The sequence below is a fragment of the Streptomyces sp. NPDC097129 genome (assembly GCF_055668065.1).
Genome location: NZ_JBVOQE010000001.1, coordinates 821,568 through 836,476, shown reverse-complemented (window position 1 = coordinate 836,476; position 14,909 = coordinate 821,568). Strand labels below are relative to the sequence as shown.

The 14,909-nt window shown below is 71.8% G+C and carries 16 protein-coding genes; 9 read left to right on the top strand and 7 right to left on the bottom strand.

Features of this window, described 5'->3' with window-relative positions; translation table 11 throughout:
• Positions 1-54: 54 nt before the first annotated feature.
• The 6 genes from AC0B9F_RS03785 to rfbB all read right to left on the bottom strand — a co-directional run bounded on the left by AC0B9F_RS03785 (position 55) and on the right by rfbB (position 5,369).
• Positions 55-951 carry a glycosyltransferase family 2 protein gene (locus tag AC0B9F_RS03785; RefSeq protein ID WP_471998597.1) on the bottom strand — a complete coding sequence of 299 codons (897 nt, stop codon included), beginning with the start codon at positions 949-951 and terminating at the stop codon, positions 55-57.
• A 5-nt stretch (positions 952-956) separates the two neighbouring features.
• On the bottom strand, positions 957-1,691 hold the full coding sequence (locus AC0B9F_RS03780) for a glycosyltransferase family 2 protein (RefSeq protein WP_471998596.1): 735 nt from the start codon (positions 1,689-1,691) through the stop codon (positions 957-959).
• A complete protein-coding gene (locus tag AC0B9F_RS03775; RefSeq protein ID WP_471998595.1) occupies positions 1,688-2,071 on the bottom strand; it encodes a DUF2304 domain-containing protein in 384 nt (127 codons plus the stop codon). Before AC0B9F_RS03775 ends, AC0B9F_RS03780 begins: the two co-directional genes overlap by 4 nt.
• A 165-nt stretch (positions 2,072-2,236) precedes the next feature.
• Positions 2,237-3,505, bottom strand: a complete 1,269-nt coding sequence (locus AC0B9F_RS03770; protein WP_471998594.1) for a polysaccharide biosynthesis protein — start codon at positions 3,503-3,505, stop codon at positions 2,237-2,239.
• Positions 3,502-4,383, bottom strand: a complete 882-nt coding sequence (gene rfbD, locus AC0B9F_RS03765) for a dTDP-4-dehydrorhamnose reductase (RefSeq protein ID WP_471998593.1) — start codon at positions 4,381-4,383, stop codon at positions 3,502-3,504. The genes AC0B9F_RS03770 and rfbD overlap by 4 nt, the downstream gene beginning before the upstream one ends.
• The gene (rfbB, locus tag AC0B9F_RS03760; protein WP_471998592.1) at positions 4,380-5,369 is read right to left on the bottom strand and encodes a dTDP-glucose 4,6-dehydratase; all 990 of its coding nucleotides are present in this window, start codon (positions 5,367-5,369) and stop codon (positions 4,380-4,382) included. Before rfbB ends, rfbD begins: the two co-directional genes overlap by 4 nt.
• A gap of 149 nt (positions 5,370-5,518) precedes the next feature.
• On the opposite strand from rfbB, the gene rfbA reads away from it, so the two are divergent.
• The 8 genes from rfbA to AC0B9F_RS03720 all read left to right on the top strand — a co-directional run bounded on the left by rfbA (position 5,519) and on the right by AC0B9F_RS03720 (position 13,371).
• The gene (gene rfbA / locus AC0B9F_RS03755; protein WP_471998591.1) at positions 5,519-6,397 is read left to right on the top strand and encodes a glucose-1-phosphate thymidylyltransferase RfbA; all 879 of its coding nucleotides are present in this window, start codon (positions 5,519-5,521) and stop codon (positions 6,395-6,397) included.
• A 20-nt stretch (positions 6,398-6,417) separates the two neighbouring features.
• Positions 6,418-7,023 (top strand): dTDP-4-dehydrorhamnose 3,5-epimerase, encoded by a 606-nt coding sequence (gene rfbC / locus AC0B9F_RS03750; RefSeq protein WP_471998590.1) that lies wholly within the window; start codon positions 6,418-6,420, stop codon positions 7,021-7,023.
• A gap of 41 nt (positions 7,024-7,064) precedes the next feature.
• On the top strand, positions 7,065-8,033 hold the full coding sequence (gene galE, locus AC0B9F_RS03745; protein WP_471998589.1) for a UDP-glucose 4-epimerase GalE: 969 nt from the start codon (positions 7,065-7,067) through the stop codon (positions 8,031-8,033).
• Between the two features lie 231 nt (positions 8,034-8,264).
• The gene (gene proB / locus AC0B9F_RS03740) at positions 8,265-9,371 is read left to right on the top strand and encodes a glutamate 5-kinase (protein WP_471998997.1); all 1,107 of its coding nucleotides are present in this window, start codon (positions 8,265-8,267) and stop codon (positions 9,369-9,371) included.
• 173 nt (positions 9,372-9,544) lie between these two features.
• Positions 9,545-10,033 carry a hypothetical protein gene (locus AC0B9F_RS03735; protein ID WP_471998996.1) on the top strand — a complete coding sequence of 163 codons (489 nt, stop codon included), beginning with the start codon at positions 9,545-9,547 and terminating at the stop codon, positions 10,031-10,033.
• 148 nt (positions 10,034-10,181) lie between these two features.
• On the top strand, positions 10,182-11,468 hold the full coding sequence (locus AC0B9F_RS03730) for a glutamate-5-semialdehyde dehydrogenase (protein WP_471998588.1): 1,287 nt from the start codon (positions 10,182-10,184) through the stop codon (positions 11,466-11,468).
• 152 nt (positions 11,469-11,620) lie between these two features.
• Positions 11,621-12,190, top strand: a complete 570-nt coding sequence (locus AC0B9F_RS03725; RefSeq protein ID WP_471998587.1) for an SCO2584 family spore wall biosynthesis protein — start codon at positions 11,621-11,623, stop codon at positions 12,188-12,190.
• Between the two features lie 110 nt (positions 12,191-12,300).
• Positions 12,301-13,371 carry an SCO2583 family membrane protein gene (locus AC0B9F_RS03720; protein ID WP_471998586.1) on the top strand — a complete coding sequence of 357 codons (1,071 nt, stop codon included), beginning with the start codon at positions 12,301-12,303 and terminating at the stop codon, positions 13,369-13,371.
• Between the two features lie 17 nt (positions 13,372-13,388).
• On the opposite strand, the gene AC0B9F_RS03715 is transcribed toward AC0B9F_RS03720, so the two are convergent.
• Positions 13,389-14,540, bottom strand: coding sequence for a M48 family metallopeptidase (locus AC0B9F_RS03715; RefSeq protein WP_471998995.1), 1,152 nt, complete (start codon positions 14,538-14,540; stop codon positions 13,389-13,391).
• A gap of 114 nt (positions 14,541-14,654) precedes the next feature.
• On the opposite strand from AC0B9F_RS03715, the gene AC0B9F_RS03710 reads away from it, so the two are divergent.
• Positions 14,655-14,816 carry a hypothetical protein gene (locus tag AC0B9F_RS03710; protein ID WP_471998585.1) on the top strand — a complete coding sequence of 54 codons (162 nt, stop codon included), beginning with the start codon at positions 14,655-14,657 and terminating at the stop codon, positions 14,814-14,816.
• Positions 14,817-14,909 lie beyond the last annotated feature (93 nt).

Sequence of the window (14,909 nt, the reverse complement as noted above, 5' to 3'; positions counted from 1 at the left end):
GGTTCCGCGGGGCGGGGGTGGGGGCAGTCGAGCTCGCCCGCCCCGGGCGTGACGTCACTCGGATCTGGTCAGGGCGTACCTGAGCAGCTTGCGCGTGGCGTCGGACTGGCGGTGGCGCAGGGCGCCGGGCAGCAGGGTCAGGGCGTGCAGCCGCATCGACAGGTGCCGCCGCGCGGACCGGGCGGCCTTGGGCCAGCCGTGGCGGTCCAGGTCGTCGGCGACCTCGTGGAAGAACCGCACGGCCTCCCCGAACCGGGCGCCGGTGAGGGCCTCCGCCGAGGACAGGCTGCCGGAGTGGCGCCGGTAGCGGAAGGCCGGGGCCGGCTCCACGACCAGCTTCTCGCCGCGCCGGATCAGCTCGATGATCAGAGCCAGGTCCTGGATGACGGAGAGGTCCTCGCGGAAGTTGACCGCCTTGACGGCGTCGGCGCGCCAGCAGATCGACGGGAAGTACAGCCAGTTCCCGCCGAGCAGGTTGGCGGCCAGCGGCTCACCGGACAGCACCAGGCGCCGGCCGTTGTGCTTCGGGGCGTACAGGCGCCGCTTGACCTCGTCGCCGAGCGAGGTGGAGGGGTTGCCGTGCTCGTCGATGACCTCGACGCCGGGCTGGTAGATCGCCGCGTCCGGGACGGCCTCGACGGCGGCCCGCAGCGTCTCGACGTACGTCGGGAGCAGCAGGTCGTCGCTGCCGAGCATGGTGAAGTGCGTCGACTCCACCAGCTCCACGCACTTGCGGAAGTTGCGGGTGATGCCGAGGTTCTGCTCGTTGCGCTGGTAGCGCACCCGCTCGTCGCCGAGGGAGGCGAACCACTCGGGCACGCCCGGCTCGCGGCCGTCGTCGACGACGGTGAGCCGCCAGTCCTTGTCGGTCTGGTCCAGCACGCTCTGCACGGCTGCCTGCATCAGGGCGGTGTCGCCGTAGTGCGGCAGCATGATGTCCAGGGTCTGCACGCGCCTCACTTCCCGTTCCGGGCGGGCCGCAGCACCGAGCGGCGGCTGAACGCGAGCAGCAGGATCATGCCGATGCGGCCGAGGTACAGGGTGGCCTTCAGGGGGGACTGGCTGGGCGTGCCGGTCGTGCGCGGGCGCATCGCGACAGGGACCTGCTCGACGCGGTAACCGGCCCGGATCACGGCGATCGTGGACTCCACGGTGTCGCCGAGGTACTCCACGGGGTACCAGCGGGCGAACACGTCGATGAGGTCGCGGTCGCAGGCCCGGAAGCCGGAGGTGACGTCGGTGAGCCTGGTGCGCGCCATGCGCGAGAGCCAGAACGCGAGCACCAGCATCGCCCACCGGCGCGGGCCGCGGGCCTCGTACTCGCCGGTGCCGGCGAACCGGGCGCCCATGACGAGGTCGGCGCCGCTCTCCAGACGGGCGAGCAGCTCCGGCACGTTGCGCGGGTCGTGCTGCCCGTCGGCGTCGACCTGGATGGCGATGTCGTAGTCACGGTCGTGGGCGTACTTGTACCCGGCGCGCATCGCGCCGCCCACGCCCAGGTTGTACGGCAGCTTCATCACCGTCGCGCCGGCCGCGCGGGCGACCGCGGCGGTCGCGTCGGCGGAGCCGTCGTCCACCACGAGGACGTCGGCCCCCGGCAGGGTGGCGTGGACCTCCTTGATGACGTCGGCGACGCCGTCCGCCTCGTTCCACGCCGGCATGATGATCAGCACACGCTTGCCGTCGATCACTTCCCGTCCCCCTGTTCTGCGGATGCGGCGGGGGTCTCCAGCTCACCGAGCCGGGCCCGCAGGTCCTGGACGTCGATACGGAGCAGCGCCACCTCTTCGGAGAGGGTGCGGCCCTCCTCCTCCAGATGCCCGACTTCCCAGCTGAGCTGGAGCGAGACGACGAAGAGGAAGGCGACGCCCATGAACAGCACGAGGCTGACGCCGGACCGCACACCGAGGACCTCGGCCACCGTGTCCACGCCCCGCGGGAAGAACCCGAGCGGGATGATCACCAGACCGGTGATCACCCAGAGGAAGGCGTACTTCTCCTTGAGCTTGCGACGACGCAGGAGCTCGACGATGCACGCGACGAGGACGACTCCGGTGACCGAAGTCAGCATCCACAACTGCATACCGCACTCCGGTGTATCGGACGACTCATGGAAAGGGCCTGTCTACTCTTCCAGGGGTGTGGGCCAGGGGGAGCGGCTGCTGAGGGACCCACCCGACCGGACCCCGGCTCACGCGGGGGGACGATTACGAAGAGTGATGGAATGGCGGTCACCCTATGAGCGCACCGGGCGGTAGCTTACACGAGCGCGAATGGCGAGTGACATACAGGTGGCCACGGTCAGTGACCCTGCTGTGTAGGCCACTTCGACCCTCGTGCGCAGGTCCAGCGGGCTCAGCGTGACCGCGATCAGCACCAACGTGCCCACCACCCAGGACAACAGCTGAAGTCGCGCACCGTTACTGGTGAGCAGTGCCTGACCCAGCACCATGGCCAGCATGTACAGGGTCGTGCCGGCCGACAGCCAGGCGAAGTCCGCGGCGCCGAGCACGTCCGGTGCGCCGAACACGGTCGGCAGGATCGCGGGTCCGAGCGCCACCGCGCCCAGTCCGCCCGCGACGCCCAGCCCGCCCGTGATGGACGCGGCCCGCAGCAGCAGCCGGCGGTAACCCTGCGTGTCCCCCACGGCCGCCGCCGACGACAGTCCCGCGAGCAGCGACACCTGGAAGGCGCCGAAGACGAACAGCGGCACCCGGGCCAGCACCAGCGCCGACAGCAGCGCCGCGACCAGCGCGTCGTCGTTGGTGGAGATCAACTTGGTGCTGATCACCGCGATGTTGACGAGGAGCTGCGCGAGCAGCGTCGAGCCGACCAGCAGCCCGAGGTGCTCGATCAGCTCCCGCCAGTGCGCCTGCGTTCCGGGCCGAGCGCCCTGGAACACCGGCTTGATCGTGGCCAGTACGGCCAGCAGCGGGGCCACCGTCAGTACGGCCGCGAACGCGAACGGCGACGTCACACCGGTCACCGCCAGCGCGCCCGACAGCACGATCCGCAGCACGCCGTCCAGGCCCAGCTGCATGCCGTACGCCCGGAAGCGGCCGAGACCGGCGAGGACGCCACGCGTCACATACGCCACGGCCAGCGCCGCGAAGGCGCCGGCGAGCGAGTACACGAGGCTCGTGTCGCCGTGGAAGAACAGGTCGGCGATCCACCCGGCGAACGCCACGAGCGGCACCAGCACCAGCGCCAGCAGGCTCGCGGAGAGCACCGCGCCGCGCCGCAGCACCGGCAGCACCCCGTCGCCGTGCACCACGCGGGCGGCGACGATCCGGGTGATCTCCTGCTCGACCGGGAAGAACAGCCCGAGGCCGATGGAGAACACCACCGTCCACAGCACCGAGAAGCTCGCCATGTCGTCGACGGCGAGCGTGTGGCCCGCCGCCGCGAGATGGACGTAACTGGCCACGCCGAGCACCGCGGTGCCGGCGCCGACGAACGCGGTGCCCTGCGGCAGTGCCGTCGTGATGCGGTCGAGGAGGCTCACGCGCGCGTCCGCTCCTCGCCGGCCATCACCTTCAGCGCCTCGGCCAGCTGGTCGCGCCAGTGCGGCTGCACCGCCACGCCCGCCTCGGCCCAGCGCTCGTGCGCGAGCACGCTGTAGGAGGGGCGGCGGGCGGGCCGGACGAACTTCTCCGACGTCGTCGGGCGCACCCGCTCCGGGTCCAGACCGCTCAGTTCGAAAGCGGCCCGGGCCAGGTCGAACCAGGTGCCGGTGCCGGAGGCGGTGCCGTGGTAGACGCCCGCCGGGGCCCGCCCGGCGAGGGCCGCCTCGGCCAGGTCCGCGATCTGCCGGGCGAGCGCGACGGTCCAGGTGGGCTGGCCGCGCTGGTCGTCGACCACGTCCACGGTGTCCCGCTGCGCCGCCAGGTTCAGCATGGTCGCCACGAAGTTGCGCCCGTGCACGCCGTACAGCCACGCCGTGCGCACCACATAGCCGCGCTCGGGCAGCAGGGCGGTCACCGCCTGCTCACCGGCCAGCTTGCTGCGGCCGTAGGCGTTGATCGGCGCGGTCGGGGCGTCGTGCCGGTACGGCTCGTCGGCGTCGCCGGGGAAGACGTAGTCGGTGGAGACCTGGATGAGTACGGCGCCGCTCCCGGCGCACGCCTCGGCGAGCACCCGCGGGCCCTCGCCGTTGATCCGGGTCGCCGCGGCCTCCTCGGCCTCGGCGCCGTCCACGTCGGTCCACGCGGCGGCGTTGACCACCACGTCGTGACCGTCGACGGCCGCGCGCACCGCTGCGGCGTCGGTGATGTCCAGCCCGTGGCGGGTCACCGCGTTCACGTACAGGCCGCGCCCGCCGAGGACCTCGGCCAGGTCGCGGCCGAGCATGCCGGCCGCGCCGGTGATCAGTACCCGCGTCATGCCGTCAGCGCCGCCTTCGCCTTGAGCGGCTCCCACCAGGCGCGGTTGTCGCGGTACCACTGGACGGTGTCGGCGAGGCCCTGCTCGAAGGTGACGAGCGGCTTGTAGCCGAGCTCCTCCTGGATCTTGGCGATCGACAGGGAGTAGCGCAGGTCGTGGCCCTTGCGGTCCTCGACGTGCTCGACCATGTCCCAGCCGGCGCCGCAGGCCTGAAGGAGCATGCCGGTCAGCTCCTTGTTGGTCACCTCGGTGCCGCCGCCGATGTGGTAGACCTCACCGGCGCGGCCGCCGCGCAGCACCATCTCGATGCCCCGGCAGTGGTCGGACACGTGCAGCCAGTCGCGCACGTTCAGGCCCTCGCCGTACAGCGGGACCTTCTTGCCGTCCAGCAGGTTCGTGGTGAACAGCGGGATCATCTTCTCAGGGAAGTGGTACTGCCCGTAGTTGTTGGAGCAGCGGGTGACGACCACGTCCATGCCGTGCGTGCGGTGGTACGACAGCGCCAGCAGGTCCGAGCCGGCCTTGGAGGCCGAGTACGGGGAGTTCGGCGCCAGCGGCCAGTCCTCGGTCCACGAGCCCTCGCTGATCGAGCCGTACACCTCGTCCGTGGACACGTGCACGAACCGGCCCACGCCGTGGCGCTTCGCGGCGTCCAGCAGCACCTGGGTGCCCAGCACGTTCGTGGTGACGAACGGTGAGGAGTCCATGATCGAGCGGTCCACGTGGGACTCGGCGGCGAAGTGCACCACCGCGTCCTGGCCGCGCATCGCGTCGTCGACGGCCGCGTAGTCGCGGATGTCGCCGTGCACGAACGTGTAACCGGGCTTGTCGGCCACCGGGGCGAGATTCGCCTCGTTCCCGGAGTAGGTCAGGTTGTCCACCACGGTGACCTGGGCACCCTCGCCGGAGGGCAGCTCTCCGAGAAGCAGGGCGCGCACGAACTGTGAACCGATGAATCCGGCGCCGCCGGTGACGAGAATCTTCATAAGGCCCACTATCCTAGGCGCAGCCGTGTGGGCCCCCGTTCGGTGCCGGTTGGGTCCCGGTTCGGCCGCCGTTTCCGTGGCAGTTCTCACCCCCGTCTCACCCAGTGGATGGCCGGGGCGGTCATCCGCCTGCCGTAGGCTGCGTGCCCATGCGTGGAATTGTGCTCGCCGGTGGTACCGGCTCCCGTCTGTGGCCGATCACCCGTGCGGTGTCGAAGCAGCTGATGCCGGTCTTCGACAAGCCGATGATCTACTACCCGCTGTCCACCCTGGTCATGGCCGGGCTGCGGGACATCCTGGTCATCACCGGACCCGACGAGCGCCCCCAGTTCGAGCGGCTGCTCGGCGACGGCTCCGACTGGGGCCTGAACATCGAGTTCGCCACGCAGGACAAGCCCAACGGCATCGCCGAGGCCTTCGTCATCGGCGAGGACTTCATCGGCGACGAGCCCGTCGCGCTGATCCTCGGCGACAACATCTTCCACGGCGTCGGCCTCGGCCGGCAGCTCGCCAAGTACCGCGACCCCGAGGGCGGCGTCGTCTTCGCGCACGCCGTCTCCGACCCGACCGCCTACGGCGTCGTCGACTTCGACGAGGACGGCCGCGCCCGCTCCATCGAGGAGAAGCCGCAGAACCCCAAGTCCCGCTACGCGGTGCCGGGTCTGTACTTCTACGACAGCCGGGTCGTCGAGATCGCCCGCAACCTGAAGCCCAGCGCCCGCGGCGAGCTGGAGATCACCGACGTCAACGGGTACTACCTGGAGCGCGGCGAACTGCAGGTGTCGGTGCTGGACCGCGGCACGGTCTGGCTGGACACCGGCACCTTCCAGTCCCTCGTCCAGGCGTCCGAGTACGTGCGCGTGGTCGAGGAGCGGCAGGGCATGAAGATCGGCTGCCTGGAGGAGGCCGCCTGGCGCGCCGGGTTCATCGACGACGCCCGGCTGCGCGAGCTCGCCGAACCGCTGACCAAGAGCGGTTACGGCGACTACCTGCTGGACCTGCTGGCTCACGAGTCCGCGCAGGCCTGAGAGAGGAAGCGGCTGTTTTCATGAAGGTCAACCCCCTTGGCATCGAAGGCGCGTGGGAGTTCGTCCCGCAGCAGCACGGTGACGCCCGCGGCCTGTTCCTGGAGTGGTACAAGGCCGAGCGCATGGCCGAGGCCGTCGGTCACCCGCTCGACCTGAAGCAGGGCAACCTCTCCGTGTCCGCCGCCGGGGTGGTGCGCGGCATCCACTTCGCCGACGTGCCGCCCGGCCAGGCCAAGTACGTCACCTGTGTGCGCGGTGCGGTGCTCGACGTGATCGTCGACGTGCGGGTCGGCTCGCCCACGTTCGGGCAGTGGGAGGGCGTCCGCCTCGACGACCAGGACCGCAAGGCCGTCTACCTCTCCGAGGGCCTCGGCCACGGCTTCTGCGCGCTCACCGACGACGCGACCGTCACCTATCTCTGCTCCGAGGGGTACGCCCCGCAGCGCGAGCGCACCGTCCACCCGCTCGACGCGGCGATCGGTGTCGAGTGGCCGGTCGACGGCGAGCCAGAGCTGTCCGCGAAGGACGCCCAGGGCCCGACGCTTCAGCAGGCGCGCGAGGCGGGCATCCTGCCGGTGTACGAGGAGTGCCTGGCGTTCCGCGCGTCGCTCGCGCAGCGCGACTGAACGCTTACAGCGTGCATATACCCGGCTGTTAGGCTGCGCGGATGACCTGGCTGATCACCGGCGGTGCCGGCTACATCGGTTCGCACGTCGTCAAGAGCATGGCCGGGGCGGGTGAGCCGGTGGTCGTCGTGGACGACCTCTCCAGCGGCGACGCGCGCCGGCTGCCGGCGCAGGTCCCGCTGGAGCGCGGCACCGTCCTCGACCGGTCCTTCCTCGACCGTGTGCTGCGCGAGTACGCGGTCGAGGGGATCGTCCACCTCGCCGCGAAGAAGGCCGTGGGCGAGTCCGTCGAGAAGCCCCTCCTCTACTACCGCGAGAACGTGACGGGGCTTCAGATCCTGCTGGACGCCGCCGTGTCGGCGGGCGTGAGCAGCTTCCTGTTCTCCTCCTCCGCCTCCGTCTACGGCACGCCCCCCACCGACGTCGTCACCGAGGACACCCCGCTCGCGCCGCTCAGCCCGTACGGCGAGACCAAGACCGCCGGCGAGTGGATGGTCCGCGCCACCGGCCGCGCGCACGGCATGGCCACCGCGTGCCTGCGCTACTTCAACGTGGCGGGCACCGCCGAGCCGGCCCTCGCCGACACCGGTGTGTTCAATCTCGTCCCGATGGTCTTCGAGCGGCTCGACGCCGGGCTGCCCCCGCTGATCTTCGGCGACGACTATCCGACGCCCGACGGCACGTGCGTGCGCGACTACATCCACGTCGCCGACATCGCCGACGCCCACCTCGCCGTCGCCCGCCGGCTCGCCACCGGCCGGGGGACCGCCGACCTCGTCTACAACATCGGGCGGGGCGAGGGCGTCTCGGTGCGGGAGATGGTCCGCCTCATCGCCGAGATCACCGGCCACGACGTCGCCCCCGAGGTCGCCGACCGCCGCCCCGGCGACCCCGCGAAGGTGGTCGCCTCCGCCGACCGCCTCGCGACGGACCTGGGCTGGAAGGCCCGCCACGACGTCCACGCGATGATCGCGTCGGCCTGGGAGGCGCGGCGCGCTGCGCGGGGCTAGGCCCTGTCGTCCGGATCATCCCGGCGTCGCGGGGCCGGGCGGGGCGGGTCGACCGGGTTGCGCCGCCATGCCGTTCCGCGTCGCCCGTCAGGCCGGTCCACGGTGCGAAACGGGCGCGCGGGGACCGGGTCCGCTCCCGTAGATTTTCCTTCCCGGGCAGACCGCGGCCATCCGGTGCGCGGTGCGAGGGACCGAGTGAGGACGGCGCAGGTGGCAGTGGCAAGGCAGGACGTGGGAGACGCCCGCAGGATCGTCGTCAAGGTGGGCTCCTCCTCGCTGACCACCGCCGCCGGAGGCCTGGACGCCGACCGCGTCGACGCGCTCGTTGACGTGCTGGCCAAGCACCGCAGCGGGGGCGAGAAGGAGATCGTCCTGGTCTCCTCCGGCGCCATCGCCGCCGGCCTGTCCCCGCTGGGCCTGCGCCGCCGCCCCAAGGACCTGGCCCGTCAGCAGGCCGCCGCCAGCGTCGGCCAGGGCCTGCTCGTCGCCCGCTACACCGCCTCCTTCGCCCGCTACGCCGTCCGCGTCGGCCAGGTCCTGCTGACCAGCGACGACATGAGCCGCCGCACCCACCACCGCAACGCCTCGCGCACCCTGGACAAGCTGCTGGCGATGGGCGCCTTCCCGATCGTCAACGAGAACGACACCGTCGCCACGGACGAGATCCGCTTCGGCGACAACGACCGCCTCGCCGCCCTCGTCGCCCACCTCGTCCACGCCGACCTGCTGGTCCTGCTGTCCGACGTCGACGGCGTCTACGACGGCGACCCCAGCAAGCCCGGCACCTCCCGGATAGCGGAGGTGAAGGGCCCGCAGGACCTCGCGCACGTCGAGATCGGCAGCGCGGGCAAGGCCGGCGTCGGCACCGGCGGCATGGTCACCAAGGTCGAGGCCGCCCGGATCGCCGCCGCCGCCGGCATCCCGGTGGTGCTGACCAGCGCCGTGCACGCCGCGGAGGCCCTCGCCGGCGGCGACACCGGCACCTACTTCCACCCCACCGGCCGCCGTTCCGCCGACCGGCTGCTGTGGCTGCAGCACGCCTCCACCCCGCAGGGCGCCCTGATGCTGGACGACGGCGCGGTGCGCGCGGTCGTGGAGCGGCGTACGTCGCTGCTGCCGGCGGGCATCGCGGCCGTCGAGGGCGACTTCAGCGCCGGCGACCCGGTCGAACTGCGCGACCGGCAGGGTCACGCCGTCGCCCGCGGCCTGGTCAACTTCGACGCCAAGGAGATCCCCCGGCTGATCGGCCGCTCCACCCGGGAACTGGCCCGCGAGCTGGGCCCGGCCTATGAGCGCGAGGTCGTACACAGGGACGATCTGGTCCTGCTGCACCCCTGAACGGGGTCGAACGTGCCCGGAACCGGGGTCGAAACGTCCACTTCCGCGGGCGACGTTCCGCAAAACCACCCCGCGAAGCCGTGCGGCCTGCTGGACTTTGTCCGAGGCACACCATTCCTGTCTCAGGGACACATCCGCACGAACACTGGGCGAAGGAGGCCGTCGTGGCCGTCGTGAGACGAGTGCGCCCCGGGGCGGCGGCATCCCGTGGCGGCGCGGGCGGCGGTGCCGCGGGCAGCCGCGGACCCCGGGCGGCAGGTGAGGAGCGCGCCCTGACGTCCGTCGCGGCCGGCGAACGGCAGGAGACGGAACCCAAGGACCTGCCCCGGCTGTGGCACGTCACCCTCAGCGTGTCCGGCGACCCGGCCCCGCTGCCGGAGCTGCGCCGCGCCCTCGAACAGCTCGCCCACGACCACCCTTTCCTCCTGACCAGCAGATACGCCCCCGATCACGCCGAGATCCGGTACTGGGAGGAGGCCCGCGATCTGCACGACGCGGCCGCCGTCGCCCTGCGCCTGTGGGGCGAGCACCGCCGCACCGCCGGGTTGCCGGCCTGGGAGATCGTCGGCCTGGAGGTCATCGACCGCGAGACCTACCACCAGCGTGTCGCCGAGGGCTACGGCCCGCCGCCCGCCTCACGAGTGGGCGTGCAGCCTTTTTGAGGACCTTTGCTCCTTGATGCCCTCTCGGGGCGTCTGATGGCGTCTGGTGGGGCCTGAGGGCCTCTGAGGGTGTCTGAGCACGTTTGATGCCGTCTCGGGGTGTGGAACGGGCGACGATGGCGCCGCCGGGCCGCACTACGCTTCCCTCATGACCACGCTCTCGCCGTACGACTCGATGTCCCCGGTCACCCAGGCCGCCTACCGCGCCAAGGCCGCCACCGCCACACTCGCTCCGCTGCCGCGGGCCGAGAAGGACGACGCGCTGCTCGCCATCGCGGACGCGCTGGAGGTCCGCGCGAGCGAGATCGTCGAGGCCAACGCCCTGGACGTGGCCAAGGCCCGCGAGAACGGCACGAGCGAGGGCATGATCGACCGGCTGACGCTCACCCCCGAGCGGGTGCGCGCGATTGCCGCCGACGTGCGCGACGTGGCCGCGCTGCCCGACCCGGTCGGCGAGGTCGTGCGCGGGTCGACCCTGCCCAACGGCATCGACCTGCGCCAGGTCCGCGTCCCGCTCGGCGTCGTCGGGATCATCTACGAGGGCCGCCCGAACGTCACCGTGGACGCCGCCGCCCTGTGCCTGAAGTCCGGCAACGCGGTCCTGCTGCGCGGCTCCTCCTCGGCGTACCGGTCGAACACCGCCCTGGTGCGGGTGGTGCGTGACGCCGTCGGCGGTGCCGGGCTGCCCGCCGACGCCGTCCAGCTGGTGCCGGGGGAGAGCCGGGACAGCGTGCGCGAGCTGATGCGCGCCCGCGGCCTGGTCGACGTGCTCATCCCGCGCGGCGGCGCCTCGCTGATCAACACCGTGGTGCAGGAGTCCACCGTCCCGGTGATCGAGACCGGCACCGGCAACTGCCACGTCTACGTCGACGCCCGGGCCGACCTCGACATGGCCGTGGAGATCCTCATCAACTCCAAGACGCACCGGGTCGGCGTCTGCAACGCCGCCGAGACCCTGCTGGTCCACCAGGACATCGCCGCCGAGTTCCTGCCCCGCGCCCTGGACGCCCTCGCCGACGCCGGGGTGACCGTGCACGCCGACGAGCGGGTGCAGGCGTACGCCAAGGAGTCCCGGGCGGCCGTGGTGCCGGCCACCGCGGAGGACTGGGAGACCGAGTACCTGTCGTACGACATCGCCGCGGCCGTCGTGGACTCGCTCGACAAGGCCGTGGAGCACATCCGGCTGTGGACGTCCGGTCACACCGAGGCGATCGTGACCTCCTCCCAGCAGGCGGCCCGCCGTTTCACCCAGTTGGTGGACTCCACCACGGTCGCGGTGAACGCCTCCACCCGGTTCACCGACGGCGGCCAGTTCGGCTTCGGCGCCGAGATCGGCATCTCCACGCAGAAGCTGCACGCGCGCGGCCCGATGGGCCTGCCGGAGCTGACCAGCACCAAGTACATCGTCACCGGCGACGGGCACGTGCGGCGCTGAGACACCGGCCGCTCCGGCCGGGAGACGGGCGGGCATATGCGACTGGCGTATGCCTACCGCCCTTTCGCCGGATGGCGTGAAAGGCGTCCCGCCCCCAGCACGAATTTCCGTACCGTCTGCCCAAATTGACCCCCCAGGTCTACTCTGGACGTGTGCCGGAGGACGTGGGGGGTTCGCCGTTCCCTGACGGCTGGGAGCCCGACGACGACCACGACCGCGGGGTGTCGGACGAAGAGTTCGCCTCCGTGGTCTTCGACGAGGCCTTCGTCCGGGCGGCCACGGTCCACGAGCCGACCGCCGTCGAACGCCTCCTGGCCGCCGCCCAGGCCCGCGCCGAAGCCTCCGAGGCCGAGGCCGCCCGCCGCGGCCACCACCGGCGCGACAGCTACGACGACTACGGCCCGGGCGAGCACGACGGTCACGACCACGACCTCGACGACCTGGACGACCCGTACCTCTTCGACGGCCGCCGCGGCGCCCTGGGGCGGTACGCCAAACAGGTGCGCTGGCACCGCCCCGTCGCCTGGATGCTCGCCCTCGTGATGGGCGTCGGCATGGTCGCGCTGGCCTTCGCCGCGGTCTACCGCGGCGGCTCCGGCGGCAACCGCGAACAGGCCCCGCCACCCGCGTCCACCGGCCTGGAACAGAGCCCTCCGCCGGCTCCGGCGGCCTCCGCCGGCTCCTCCCGCGCCGCCGTCCCGGCCGACCCGCGTACGCCCTGACCGACAGGCCGAACGGCCCCGAAACGGCCGCCCGCCGCAGGTGAGCCGCTGTCAGAAGTTGTGGTGTACCAGGGCGTTTACCGGGCCCCCCGGAGACATACTCTGAATATATGGCCGGGCCTGGAGAGCCACCTGAGGGGACACCCCAAGGCGCCCCCGGTGGAGGAGAGGACGAATACAGATCCGTCGTGTTCGACGAGTCGTTCGTCCGCGCTGCCCGCCTCCAGGAGTACTCCGCCGAGGAGCGCATGGCCGAGCACACCCCCGCCGTGCGCCGCCGGCCGCCCCTGCACCGGGGCCTGTCCCGGCAGGCGCTGATCCTTCTCCTGCTCATCGCGGTCGCCTTCGCCACCGCCGTCTACATGGGGGTACGCCACCCCTACAGCTCAGCGCTGGCCCGCCGGCCGGCCGACCCGGCGCGGATGACCGTCATCCCGCTCGCCCCGCAGGGCAAGGTGCCCGGCACGGCCGACGCGGAGTACCTGTACGCGCACAGCCCCGCCGCGCAGTACCGGATCGGAGCCGAGGGCGTCCCGCTGCCCGCCTCGCAGGGCACCGCGCACTTCTCCGACAGCCAGGTGGTGGCCGCCCTCACCACCGCCAAGGACTACATCGTGCGCTCCTCGCTCTACCCGGAGGTGGTCACCGGGCAGCAGGTGCGGCCCGTGCGCGTCCTGCTCGACGCGGACCAGCTCGACCAGTTCGACCAGAGCTTCCGCCGGCCCTCCGCCGACGGGCGGCACGCCCCCACCGGCTGGATGGTCCGCTTCGACGCCTCCCAGGCCGAGCTGGCCGACGACAAGATCCGCGTCCAGGGCACCCTCGCCGCCGCCGAGACCGACGCCTCGACCCTCGAGGTCACCGCCGACCACACCTTCGTCTACGCCCTGCGCGCGGCCGGCTCCGGAGCGCACGCCACGGCGTCGCTGTTCACCGTCCGACGCGAGCTGCAGTTCCGCTTCAACCGCGACGACCTGCGGCTGCACCAGGCGCAGCTGGTCGCCTCCTACGTCCAGGCGGGCCCGCTGGCCTGCGCCGACGACGCCACCGACCACCTGCACCCGCTGCTGGCCGGCCAGAGCGCGAAGTCCGGCGGCCCGGCCGGCACCGACCCCTACGCGACCGGCAGCGCGACGGCCCTGTGCGGCACCCTGGCCACGAGCGCCCAGCCGAGGGTGTGAGCCGCAGGTGTGAGCGGTCACTCCTCGTCGCGCGGCGGGGTGTCCTTCGGTGAGCCGCCCTCCGACGGCGGCGGGGTGTCCTTCGCGGAGCCGGTGTCCTTCGCGGCGCCGCCCTCGGACGGCGGCGGGCCCGCGAACCCGCTGAAGCCGCGCCGCACCCGGCTGCCCAGGTCGCCCGCACCGTCCGCCAGGTCGCTGACCAGCTTCATCAGCGGGTCCTTCGACGTCTTCACATGGTTGGCGTAGTGGGACGCCGACTCCCGGAAGGAGTCCGACACCGAGGTGTCCTTGTCCTCGCTGCGCCGCGGGTAGTGGCCGTCCATGAGCCGCTGGAAGTCCCGGGACTGCGACCACTTCTTCAGCTCGGCCGCCCGCACGGTGGTGAACGGGTGCGAGCGCGGCAGCACGTTCAGGATCTTCAGCACCGAGTCGCGCAGGTCGCCCGCGGACTCGTACTCCTCGGCCTGCTGGAGGAACGCGTCCACGTTCATCTCGTGCAGATGGTTGCCGCCGGCGATCTTCATCAGGCCGCGCATCGAGGCCTGCGGGTCCTGCCCGACCAGCAGCCCCGCCCGGTCCGCGGACAGCTCCGACTTGCGGAACCACTCGCGCAGCGCCGTCACGATCGCCATGATCGCGAGGTTGCCCAGCGGGATCCAGGCGACCCGGACCGCCAGGCTGGTCAGGAAGAGCAATATCGTGCGGTACACCGCGTGCCCGGACAGCGCGTGCCCCACCTCGTGGCCGACGACCGCCCGCATCTCCTCCTCGTCGAGCAGCTCGACGAGACCGGTGGTGACCACGATGACCGGCTCGTCCAGGCCGATGCACATCGCGTTGGGCTGCGGGTCCTGGTTCACGTACATCGGCGGGACCTTCTCCAGGTCCAGGATGTAGCAGGCGTCGAGCAGCATGACGTTGAGGTGCGCGAACTGCTGGTCCGACACCCGCACCGAGTCGGACAGGAACAGCAGCCTCAGGCTCCGCTCGGGCAGCAGCCCACTGAGCGCCTTGAACACCGTGTCGAAGCCGCTCAGCTTGCGCAGCGCCACCAGGGCGGAGCGGTCGGCCGGATGCTCGTACGCCCGTGAGGAGATCCCCGGGAAGCGCCTGCGCTGCCTGCTCGGCACGCCCCCGTGCCCAATCTGCTCGTGGCCGTCGTCGGACATGTGATCCCCCATGTGCGTCTGTGTGGCCGCGCCGCGGCCCTTGCGCCCCCGAAGCAGAGCCCAGCCTAGGCGGAGTTACCGTGGACGGGCACTACAGCGAAGGAGTTCCACGCCATGGAGCACACCCCCCCAGCCGTCTGGCTCACCGAGGCCGCGAGCGCCGCCCAGCACCAGGGGGCGGGGAATCTGCTCCGGGTCGTACTGATCGTGATGATCGTGGGGTGCGCGCTGACGGGATGGTTCCTGCTGCGGGGCTACAAGCGGAAGGACGACTGAGGACCTGCGAAGGTTCCCCAACGGCGGAGTCGGCGTGATCGCCGGGAAGGCGCCCGCTTACGATGAGCCGACGTCTTTATCCCGCCCACACGC

Excerpts from the sequence above, each read along its gene's own strand:
- AC0B9F_RS03775 (WP_471998595.1), bottom strand. The coding sequence starts at position 2,071 with ATGCTGACTTCGGTCACCGGAGTCGTCCTCGTCGCGTGCATCGTCGAG.
- rfbD (WP_471998593.1), bottom strand. The coding sequence starts at position 4,383 with ATGACGCGGGTACTGATCACCGGCGCGGCCGGCATGCTCGGCCGCGAC.
- rfbB (WP_471998592.1), bottom strand. The coding sequence starts at position 5,369 with ATGAAGATTCTCGTCACCGGCGGCGCCGGATTCATCGGTTCACAGTTC.
- rfbA (WP_471998591.1), top strand. The coding sequence starts at position 5,519 with ATGCGTGGAATTGTGCTCGCCGGTGGTACCGGCTCCCGTCTGTGGCCG.
- rfbC (WP_471998590.1), top strand. The coding sequence starts at position 6,418 with ATGAAGGTCAACCCCCTTGGCATCGAAGGCGCGTGGGAGTTCGTCCCG.
- galE (WP_471998589.1), top strand. The coding sequence starts at position 7,065 with ATGACCTGGCTGATCACCGGCGGTGCCGGCTACATCGGTTCGCACGTC.
- AC0B9F_RS03730 (WP_471998588.1), top strand. The coding sequence starts at position 10,182 with ATGACCACGCTCTCGCCGTACGACTCGATGTCCCCGGTCACCCAGGCC.
- AC0B9F_RS03720 (WP_471998586.1), top strand. The coding sequence starts at position 12,301 with ATGGCCGGGCCTGGAGAGCCACCTGAGGGGACACCCCAAGGCGCCCCC.
- AC0B9F_RS03715 (WP_471998995.1), bottom strand. The coding sequence starts at position 14,540 with ATGTCCGACGACGGCCACGAGCAGATTGGGCACGGGGGCGTGCCGAGC.
- AC0B9F_RS03710 (WP_471998585.1), top strand. The coding sequence starts at position 14,655 with ATGGAGCACACCCCCCCAGCCGTCTGGCTCACCGAGGCCGCGAGCGCC.